Consider the following 9,082-nt stretch of genomic DNA (forward strand, 5'->3'; position numbering starts at 1 on the left):
TCCAGCGCGTCAGGTTGGCCATCACGCGCTGCCCGGCACGCCTTTGTTCTGGCGCACCTGCCTGAGAGCACGCTCAGCGGCTGCCGCAGGCAGTCAGCTGGAGCGCAAGGTTAGAAATTGGTGAAGCATCTAAGAAAACCTGTGCGTAGAAGGCTTGGACTTCGTGCGGCGCTTCAGACGTGCAAATACGCCAAGGGCAACTGCCACCAGAAATCCGCCAAGAAAAAACTTTCCAAACACCGCAGCCACAGCAGCCCCGGACACCAAGCCGAATCCGATTGTGCCGTCAAGAATGTTCAGTCCAGCCTCGACAGCCTTACCGGAGCGTGACTTCGACCAGAACCAATTCATGATTTCTAACGCCTGACGTAAGCAGTTTGGATCCGCCACATGGAACGAACCAACGCGGCCAGCAAGGTTGCATGTCCGCCCGGTTCACTGGCCTCGTCCAGGGCTGCGGCGAGATATTCGTCCGCAAACGACGGATCGGCCTTGAGCAATTCGACCACGGCTTCATCGTGCGGACGGCATGAATGCATCAGACCGAGGCCCCTCACATCAAAACGATGTCGTACTGCTCCGGGTTCATCGAGGCTTCGGTTTGCATGGAGATGCGTTTGCCGATGAATTCGGAGAGGCCGGCGAGGTGGGCGCTTTCTTCATCGAGGAGCATTTCGACCACCGAGGGGGCGGCGATGACACGGAATTCTTGGGGGTCGAATTGGCGGGCTTCGCGCAGGATCTCGCGCAGGATGTTGTAGCAAACGGTGCGGGCGTTCTTCACCTGACCACGGCCTTGGCAGGTTGGGCAGGGTTGGCACAGCATGTGGGCCAGTGACTCGCGGGTGCGCTTGCGGGTGAGCTCCACCAAGCCAAGCTGCGTAAAACCGCTCACCGTCACCTTGGTGCGATCCCGCCCGAGCTGTTTGCGCAGCTCGGCCAGCACGGCGTCTTGATGGTCGGAGCGCACCATGTCGATGAAGTCGATGATGATGATGCCGCCCAAGTTGCGCAGCCGCAGTTGGCGCGCAATCACCCAAGCGGCTTCTAGATTGGTCTTGAAAATGGTGTCGTCGAAATTGCGCGCACCCACATAGCCGCCGGTATTGACGTCGATGGTGGTCATCGCCTCGGTCTGGTCAAAGACCAAGTAGCCACCCGACTTCAGATCCACCCGCCGCGCCAAGGCGCGCTCGATTTCTTGGTCGATGTTGTAGAGATCAAACAGCGGCCGGTCGCCCTTGTAATGCTGCAAACGCGCCACCGCACTGGGCATATAACGCTGCCCAAAGGCGCTGAGCGCTTCGAACTGCATGCCCGAGTCCACCCGAATCGACTGGGTTTGCTCGCCCACCAAATCGCGCAACACCCGCTGGATCAACCGCAAGTCTTCGTGCAGCATCGAGCCCGGCGGGCTGCGCAAGGCTGTGGCGCGGATCTCGGACCACGTTTTGCGCAGATAGGCGATGTCATCCGCAAGCTCGGCGTCGGTCGCATCTTCGGCGTTGGTGCGCAGAATGAATCCGCCACCCCCACCCTCCTCGCGCGTACCCACCAGCTTGTTCATGCGCTGGCGCAACTGATCACGCAGCTCGCCCGAGCCGATCTTTTGCGAGATCCCGATGTGCTCGTCTTGCGGCAAGTAGACCAACAAACGCCCAGCAATCGAGATCTGGGTCGAAAGCCGTGCGCCCTTAGAACCAATCGGGTCCTTGATGACTTGCACGATCAACACCTGACCATCGAAGACATGCTTCTCGATCAAGGGTGCGGCGACGCCCTCGGTCTGCGGCCCCCGGCCATGGTGACCGACACCCGGCACATGCACATCGGCCACGTGCAAGAAGGCGGCACGCTCTAGGCCAATGTCGATAAAGGCCGACTGCATGCCCGGCAGCACCCGCGCCACACGGCCGGCGTAGACGTTGCCGACCAAACCGCGCTCCAGCGTGCGCTCAATGTGCAAGTCCTGAACGACCCCGTTTTCGACGGTGGCCACGCGCGTTTCCTGCGGCGTCCAGTTCACAAGGATGTCTTGCATAGGGGATGTTGTTATGTCTTTCAGAGGGGCCAACCGGCTTGGCGTAGCAAGCGCGATGTTTCAAACAAGGGCAGCCCCATGATGCCGGAATAACTGCCCTGGATGTGCTCAATCCACATCGCTGCACGGCTCTGGATCGCATAAGCCCCGGCCTTGCCCATCGGCTCCCCACTGGCCACATAGGCGTCGATGTCGGCTTGCAACACCTCGACCCAACGCACCCTTGACACACTCACCGCCAGCCCTGCGGTCTTGGGTGCCGCGACAGCGTCCGAACGGCCCACCATCACCGCCGTGAGCACCCGGTGGGTCTGGCCCGAGAGCAGGCGCAGGATGCGTGCAGCGTCGGCCGGGTCCTCGGGCTTGCCCAAAATCAGATCGCCCAAGGCCACAGTGGTATCAGCGCAAAGAATCCACCCCGGTGGCAAGTCGCAGGCCTTGTGCCGGTCGCAGGCCGCCGCCCATTTGGCGCGCGTCACGCGCTCGACATAACGCCGTGGCGATTCGCCGTGGCGGGTCGCCTCAAGCGCTTCGGCGTCCTCGCCCGCCAAGGGCAAGAGCAATTCGTGGCACACCCCGATCTGGTCGAGCAGCTGGCGGCGTCGCGGGCTTTGCGAGGCGAGATAAAGCACGGGCGAAGGGCATGAAACCACGTTGGTCACCTTAACCACGTTATTCCCGGTGATACGGGTGCCCGGTGTTGAGCGACCAAGCGCGGTAAAGCGCCTCAGCCAACAACACCCGCGCAAAAGCGTGCGGCAAGGTCAGATCGGACAAGCGCAAGGCTTCGTCCGCGCTGGCTTGCAGCTCGGGATCAAGCCCATCGGGGCCGCCGATGAGCAACGCCACATCGCGCCCATCGTGTTGCCACGCCTGCAAACGCGCCGCCAACTGCACCGTGGTGAGCCGAGCGCCGTGCTCGTCCAGCACCACACGGCGCACGCCCTTGGGCAAGGCCGCTTCGATGCGGCTTTTCTCAGCCGCCATCAAGGCCGGCACAGGCTTGCCTTGGGTACGGGGCTCGGTCTTGACTGCCTTGAGCGTCAAGGGCAGATCGGGCGGGAAACGCTTGGCGTAATCCTCATACGCCGTCTCCGCCCAAGCTGGCATGCGCTGGCCGACGGCCACCAGCAGCAACTTCATGCCCGTATCGTGGTCTTGGTGCGTTTGGCCGGGGCCTTGCGTGCCGGCTTGCCAGCGGCCTTCTCGGCAATCGCCTTGAAGCCGGCCTTGTTGCGGCCCGTGGGACGCGGCGAGGGGGTCCGGGCCACGATGGTTTCGATGTTCGTCGGCGTGGTCTTTTTGCGGCGCGGTACAGCCTTCTTGGCGGCGGCCCCTTGGGCTTCAGCGGTCTTGGCGGGCGGGCGCTTCTTGGGCACGGCCGGCGCAGCGGTGTTAACGGCTGAGCGGCTCTTCTTCACCACGGGCGCGGCGTCAGTGTCGTCGTCCATGGCATCGTCCGAGGCCTTGACCAAGCCTTGGGTGGCGCTGCCGAGCTTCATCCGCACCGCCTTGCCACCCCAGATTTCTTCCAAGTTGTAGTACTGGCGAATCACCGGCTGCATCACATGCACCACGGCTTGGCCGCAGTCCACAATGATCCATTCGCCATTGCCTTCACCTTCGGTGCTGAGGACTTCGCCGCCCCGCGCCCGAACCGCGTCACGCACACTGGCGGCCAAGGCCTTGGTCTGCCGGTTGCTGGTGCCGGAGGCCACGACGATGCGCTCAAACAGCGGTGAGAGGTGCTCGGTGTTGTACACCACGATGTCCTGGGCCTTGACATCTTCCAGGCCATCGACGATGGCACGTTGCAGCTTGCGGATATCCATTCAGTTTGATGCGTTCTGTTGTTTGTAATCTAAGGATTTGAGCGCCGGACGGTACAAACCGTGCTGCTCAATGTAGTCAGCCACACGCTCATCCAGCCCCAAAGGCACCAGTTGATGCGCGGCCACACCCGCATGCAAGCGCTCGCGCAGCAGCGTCGAAGACACTGCCGCAGCCCGCATTGTGACGGTATGCACCGAACGACCTGCTTGACGCAGGGCGGCCAGCACCTCGGGTGTGCTCTCAGGAGGCTCGCCATCGCGCGCCACCACGGCCAAATCGGCCCGCTGGACCACCTCGCTCCAAGCGTGCCAAGTGCTTAAACGAGCGTATTGGTCTTGGCCCATCAGCAAAAACCATTGCACGTTCTGGCGGTGATGCAAGGGGGCTTGCAACTCGCGCAAGGTCTGCACCGTGTAACTCGGGCCAACACGGTTGATTTCGCAGGCATCAAGAACATGTTCAGGGCAGCCCTTGAGCACGCGCGCCAACATCGCCAAACGATGCTCCGCCGCCAGCAGCCCCTGAGGTTTTTGCCAAGGCTGACCGGCGGGGATCCAGCGCAACTGGTCAAGGCCAAGTTGCTGCTGGGCGGCACAAGCCAAGGCGAGGTGACCGGCATGCACCGGATCAAAACTGCCGCCGAACAGCCCGATACGCAGAGATTTAACCCCCATGCGCCCAATCACGCGGACGCAAGAAGTCGCTGTAGAGCCGCGCTTCGGCCGAGCCCGCCTCCGGCGCCCACTGGTAGCCCCAGCGCGCCAGCGGCGGCATCGACATCAGGATGGATTCGGTGCGGCCGCCCGATTGCAGGCCAAACAGCGTGCCCCGATCCCACACCAAGTTGAACTCGACATAGCGCCCACGACGGAAGGCTTGGAACTCCCGCTCGCGCTCACCGTAAGGCGTGTTGCGGCGCTTCTTGGCAATCGGCAGCCACGTTTCCAAGAAGGCATCACCCACGGCGCGCAGCATGGCAAAGCTGCCTTCTAGGCCTAGCTCAGAGAAGTCATCAAAGAAGATGCCGCCCACGCCACGGGGCTCATTGCGGTGCTTGAGGAAGAAGTACTCGTCGCACCACGCCTTGAAGCGCGGGAACAGATCGGCACCGAAGGGTTCGAGCGCATCGCGGCAAACTTGGTGGAAATGCACGGCGTCTTCTTCAAAGCCGTAGTACGGCGTCAAGTCCATGCCGCCGCCAAACCAAGCCACGGTCTCGCCAGCCGGATTGACGGCCGAGATCATGCGCACGTTCATGTGGACGGTGGGCACGTAGGGGTTGCGCGGGTGGAAAACCAGCGACACGCCCATGGCCTCGAAAGGCGCACCGGCCAGTTCAGGGCGATGCTGGGTGGCCGAGGGTGGCAGAGCCGGGCCGCGCACGTGCGAGAAGGCACAGCCGCCACGCTCCAGCAAGTTGCCCTCTTCCACCAAGCGGGTGATGCCCTCGCCTTCCAGCCGACCACCGGCCGGACGCTGCCAAGCGTCACTGATGAACATCTTGCCGTCTTCGGCACCCACGGTGCTGCAAATGCGTTCTTGCAGACCAAGTAGATAAGCCCGCACATCGGCGGGCGTGATTGGGGTCGTCATGGTTTGGGTCTCCTCATCTTTTTGAAAATACAACGGCATCAACGCAGGCGGACCGGCCCGAAGGAAGCGGGATGCGCCCCTTGTGCCTGCGCATAAGTTTCGGCGATCTGCGCCATGTCTTGTTCGACATGGCCACTGAGCCGGATGAACGTTTCTAGGCGGACTTCCTTGCGACCAAAGTCGAGCACCGCCAGCCCCAAGGGCACCTCGGCCCCATGGGCCACGTGATAGAAGCCCGAGCGCCAGCCCTGCGTGCGACTGCGGGTGCCTTCGGGGGTCACGACCACCCAGAGCACCTCGTCGGTTTCGCGGGCGCGGCGCAGAGCGTCCACCGCGCCGCCCACCATGCCCGTGGACGCCTGCCGATCAATCGGCACCCCGCCCAACCAGCGCAGCCATGGGCCCAAAATCGGCCAGCGAAACAGGCTGTTCTTGGCCCAAAAACGGGCCGGGATGCCCACAGCCCACTTGACCAAAAGGCCCACCACGAAGTCCCAGTTGGAGGTGTGCGGGGCCACGATGATCACGCCTTGGCGGGCGGGCAAGCCGCTGTAATGCACGCGCCAGCCCCCAACGCGCAGCAGCCGCGCCACCCAGGCTCGGCCGTGCGGCGGCACAGCAGGGGTGGTGAACGGGCTCAACGCTTGATCGCCCGATAGCCGATGTCGTTGCGGAACTGCATGCCCTCGAAACGGATGGAGCGCACCGACTGATACACGCGTTGCTGCGTCGTTTTGACCGTATCGCCCAAGGCCGTCACGCACAGCACCCGCCCACCGCTGGTGAGTACCCCTGCCGCTGGCGACAAAGGCACCACCGAGCTGGTGCCCGCGTGGAACACCATGCAGTCCTCGGCCTCTTCGGGCAGCCCGGTGATGCGGTCCCCCTTGCGCGGCTCCAAGGGGTAGCCATGAGCAGCCAGCACCACACCGAGCGCCACACGGCGATCCCACACCAGCTCGACTTGATCAAGCGTGCCGTCGGTGGCGTGCATCAGCACCTCAAACAAGTCGCTCTTGAAACGCATCATGATCGGCTGCGTTTCGGGGTCGCCCATGCGGGTGTTGAACTCCAGCGTCTTGACTTGGCCCTTGGCGTCGATCATCAAACCGGCGTAGAGAAAGCCCGTGAAGGTGATGCCGTCGCGGGCCATGCCTTCGACCGTGGGGCGGATGATGTCTTGCATCACCTTGGCATGCACATTGGGTGTGACCACCGGCGCGGGCGAGTAAGCACCCATGCCGCCGGTGTTGGGACCCGTGTCCGCATCACCCAGCCGCTTGTGGTCTTGGCTGGTGGCCAACGGCAAGATGTTCTTGCCATCAACCATGACGATGAAGCTGGCTTCTTCGCCGGCCAAGAACTCTTCAATGACGACGCGCGCGCCACCGGCGTTGTGCTTCACGCCCAAGGTGTTGCCCGCGTCGTCGGCCAGCATCCAGTCCACGGCCTGATGCGCTTCTTCAAGCGACATTGCCACCACCACGCCTTTGCCAGCGGCCAAACCGTCGGCCTTGATGACGATGGGCGCGCCCATTTTGTCCACGTAGGCATGCGCCGCTGCCACATCGCTGAAGGTTTCGTAGGCAGCGGTCGGGATCTTGTGGCGCTTCATGAAGTCCTTGGCGAAGGCCTTGGAGCTTTCAAGCTGCGCTGCGGCCTTGGTCGGGCCAAAGATACGCAAGCCACGGGCACGAAACACATCGACCACGCCCGCCGAGAGCGGCACTTCGGGGCCGACCACGGTCAGGGCGATCTTCTCGCTCACCGCAAAGTCGGCCAGCGCCTCAACGTCGTTGATGGGCACGTTGCGCAAACGTGCATCGGCAGCGGTGCCGCCGTTGCCGGGGGCCACAAAGACTTTTTGCACGCGCTCAGCCTGCGTGAGTTTCCAAGCCAAGGCGTGTTCACGCCCGCCTGAACCAATAACAAGCACTTTCATGATCAGAGCACCGCGTTGTGATGGATGGCTTGGGCGTCGTCGAGATCTTCAAGGACGTCCAAGAGTTTTTGCATGCGTGCGGCGTCATCGCCGGTCAGCTCAATGGTGTTTTCAGCGCGCATCGTGACTTCGGCCAGCTCATGCTTGAGCCCCGTGGCGTCAAGCGCATTGCGCACCGCTTCAAAATCAGTCGGTGAGGTCAGCACCTCGATGGCACCGTCGTCGTGGGTGATCACATCTTCAGCGCCAGCTTCCAGCGCCACGTCCATGACCTTGTCTTCGCTCACGCCCGGGGCAAAGACGATCTGACCACAGTGTTTGAACTGGAAGGCCACCGAGCCTTCGGTGCCCAAGTTGCCGCCGTACTTGCTAAAAGCATGCCGAATTTCAGCCACCGTGCGCACACGGTTGTCGGTCATGGTGTCGATGATGATCGCCGCGCCGCCGATGCCGTAACCCTCGTAGCGGATTTCTTCGTAGTTCACGCCTTCCAGCGCGCCCGAAGCCTTATCAATGTTGTACTTGATGCGATCAGCCGGCATGTTGGCTGCCTTGGCCTTGTCGATGGCCAAACGCAAACGCGGATTGATGCTGATGTCGCCGCCACCTTGGCGGGCAGAAACCGTGATTTCACGGATGATGCGGGTCCAGACCTTGCCGCGCTTTTCGTCCTGACGGCCTTTGCGATGCTGGATATTGGCCCACTTGGAATGACCGGCCATGAAGGCTCCTCGGATAATTTTTCGCTAGACTGGCATTCTACTTTTCAGCCCTGCCACGCCGAGGTTTTCGATGTCTGATCCGATCCTTCTGGCCCGTCACGGTGGCGTCATGTCGCACCTTCTGCCCGCTTTGGCCAACCGTCATGGCCTCATCACGGGGGCCACGGGCAGCGGCAAAACCATCACCCTTCAAAAGCTCGCCGAGAGTTTCTCGCGCTTGGGCGTGCCGGTCTTTATGGCCGATGTCAAAGGCGATCTGAGCGGCATCAGCCAAGCCGGGCAGCTCACCGACAAGCTCAAGCGCACGTTGAGCGAGCGCGGCTTGGATGCGCCCTCTTTTGCCGCGTGCCCCACCACCCTTTGGGATGTCTTTGGCGAACAAGGCCACCCCGTGCGTGCCACCGTGAGCGACATCGGCCCTTTGCTGCTGGCGCGCATGCTCAACCTCAATGACACCCAACAAGGGGTGCTGCAACTGGTGTTTCGCATCGCCGACGACGACGGTTTGCTGCTGCTTGATCTAAAAGATCTGCGCGCCATGCTGCAACACGTGGGCGACAACGCCAGCTTGTTCACCACGTCATACGGCAACATCAGCGCCGCCTCGATCGGGGCCATCCAACGCGGCCTGATCCAAATCGAGAGTCAAGGCGGGGATCGGTTCTTCGGCGAGCCGATGCTCGTGATCGACGACTTCATGCAAAGCCTCGATATCCACGGCCAACGCATGGGCGTGATCAACATCCTTGCCGCCGATCAATTGCTGGCCGCGCCGCGCTTGTACGCCACGTTCTTGCTCTGGCTGCTGTCCGAGCTATTCGAGACGCTGCCGGAGGTCGGCGATCTCGATCAGCCCAAGTTGGTGTTCTTCTTTGATGAAGCGCATCTGCTCTTTAACGATGCGCCCAAGATGCTGCAAGAGCGCATCGAGCACGTGGTGCGGCTGGTGCG

11 protein-coding genes are annotated in these 9,082 nt (G+C 62.3%); 1 reads left to right on the plus strand and 10 read right to left on the minus strand.

What is annotated here, in order from left to right; translation table 11 throughout:
- Nucleotides 1-356: 356 nt before the first annotated feature.
- The 10 genes from AC3VI7_RS11055 to AC3VI7_RS11100 are packed head-to-tail and all read right to left on the minus strand — an operon-like array spanning nucleotide 357 to nucleotide 8,131.
- Nucleotides 357-509 carry a hypothetical protein gene (locus AC3VI7_RS11055; RefSeq protein ID WP_489669784.1) on the minus strand — a complete coding sequence of 51 codons (153 nt, stop codon included), beginning with the start codon at nucleotides 507-509 and terminating at the stop codon, nucleotides 357-359.
- Between the two features lie 44 nt (nucleotides 510-553).
- Entirely contained in the window at nucleotides 554-2,041 is a 1,488-nt protein-coding gene (gene rng / locus AC3VI7_RS11060) for a ribonuclease G (RefSeq protein WP_489669785.1), read from the minus strand.
- Nucleotides 2,042-2,061: 20 nt separating this feature from the next.
- The gene (locus AC3VI7_RS11065; protein ID WP_489669786.1) at nucleotides 2,062-2,673 is read right to left on the minus strand and encodes a Maf family protein; all 612 of its coding nucleotides are present in this window, start codon (nucleotides 2,671-2,673) and stop codon (nucleotides 2,062-2,064) included.
- Between the two features lie 40 nt (nucleotides 2,674-2,713).
- Nucleotides 2,714-3,184: a 23S rRNA (pseudouridine(1915)-N(3))-methyltransferase RlmH gene (gene rlmH / locus AC3VI7_RS11070; RefSeq protein ID WP_489669787.1), complete on the minus strand. Its 471-nt coding sequence runs from the start codon at nucleotides 3,182-3,184 to the stop codon at nucleotides 2,714-2,716.
- Complete coding sequence (gene rsfS, locus AC3VI7_RS11075; RefSeq protein ID WP_489669788.1) at nucleotides 3,181-3,873, minus strand: ribosome silencing factor; 693 nt, start codon at nucleotides 3,871-3,873, stop codon at nucleotides 3,181-3,183. Before rsfS ends, rlmH begins: the two co-directional genes overlap by 4 nt.
- On the minus strand, nucleotides 3,874-4,548 hold the full coding sequence (nadD, locus tag AC3VI7_RS11080) for a nicotinate-nucleotide adenylyltransferase (RefSeq protein WP_489669789.1): 675 nt from the start codon (nucleotides 4,546-4,548) through the stop codon (nucleotides 3,874-3,876). It lies immediately after the preceding gene.
- Nucleotides 4,538-5,467 carry an oxygen-dependent coproporphyrinogen oxidase gene (gene hemF, locus AC3VI7_RS11085; protein ID WP_489669790.1) on the minus strand — a complete coding sequence of 310 codons (930 nt, stop codon included), beginning with the start codon at nucleotides 5,465-5,467 and terminating at the stop codon, nucleotides 4,538-4,540. Before hemF ends, nadD begins: the two co-directional genes overlap by 11 nt.
- Nucleotides 5,468-5,505: 38 nt before the next feature.
- Complete coding sequence (locus AC3VI7_RS11090) at nucleotides 5,506-6,108, minus strand: 1-acyl-sn-glycerol-3-phosphate acyltransferase (protein ID WP_489669791.1); 603 nt, start codon at nucleotides 6,106-6,108, stop codon at nucleotides 5,506-5,508.
- Nucleotides 6,105-7,409 (minus strand): phosphoribosylamine--glycine ligase, encoded by a 1,305-nt coding sequence (purD, locus tag AC3VI7_RS11095; protein WP_489669792.1) that lies wholly within the window; start codon nucleotides 7,407-7,409, stop codon nucleotides 6,105-6,107. The genes AC3VI7_RS11090 and purD overlap by 4 nt, the downstream gene beginning before the upstream one ends.
- 2 nt (nucleotides 7,410-7,411) lie before the next feature.
- On the minus strand, nucleotides 7,412-8,131 hold the full coding sequence (locus AC3VI7_RS11100) for a YebC/PmpR family DNA-binding transcriptional regulator (protein ID WP_489669793.1): 720 nt from the start codon (nucleotides 8,129-8,131) through the stop codon (nucleotides 7,412-7,414).
- A gap of 70 nt (nucleotides 8,132-8,201) precedes the next feature.
- On the opposite strand from AC3VI7_RS11100, the gene AC3VI7_RS11105 reads away from it, so the two are divergent.
- A partial coding sequence (locus tag AC3VI7_RS11105) for a helicase HerA-like domain-containing protein (protein WP_489671524.1) occupies nucleotides 8,202-9,082 on the plus strand: 881 nt, incomplete at its 3' end.

The sequence above is a fragment of the Leptothrix toolikensis (SeqCode) genome (genome assembly GCF_057922285.1).